Origin of the sequence: Brevibacillus invocatus (assembly GCF_003710915.1) — a bacterium.
In the GTDB taxonomy this organism is placed as follows: domain Bacteria; phylum Bacillota; class Bacilli; order Brevibacillales; family Brevibacillaceae; genus Brevibacillus; species Brevibacillus invocatus.
Window position 1 is genome coordinate 1 of the sequence record NZ_RHHR01000086.1, and the last position, 232, is coordinate 232.

At 40.1% G+C, this 232-nt stretch carries 1 protein-coding gene; it reads right to left on the reverse strand.

The window, feature by feature from the left end; translation table 11 throughout:
* The coding region (locus tag EDM52_RS24105) for a DUF4372 domain-containing protein (protein WP_338068349.1) at nucleotides 1-191 on the reverse strand (191 nt) is incomplete at its 3' end.
* Nucleotides 192-232: the final 41 nt, after the last annotated feature.

Genomic DNA, 232 nt, shown 5'->3' on the forward strand with positions numbered 1-232 from the left:
TGAGCGGGGCTAATCGACGACAGCCCTAACGCACGCTGGAATTTTTTTGATAAAACATCATCTGCAATGGCTCGGAGTCCTTCTCGTTGCTGAAGTTGAGCATGCAAAAACAGGAGTAGATATGCTTTGGTCGTTAACTTTTTCACGTACTTGTCCTGATCTGTTTCGTCTATCCGTTGTTGAAATTTCACAATATTAATGGGTGAAATGTATTTACCAAATGAAGAAAATA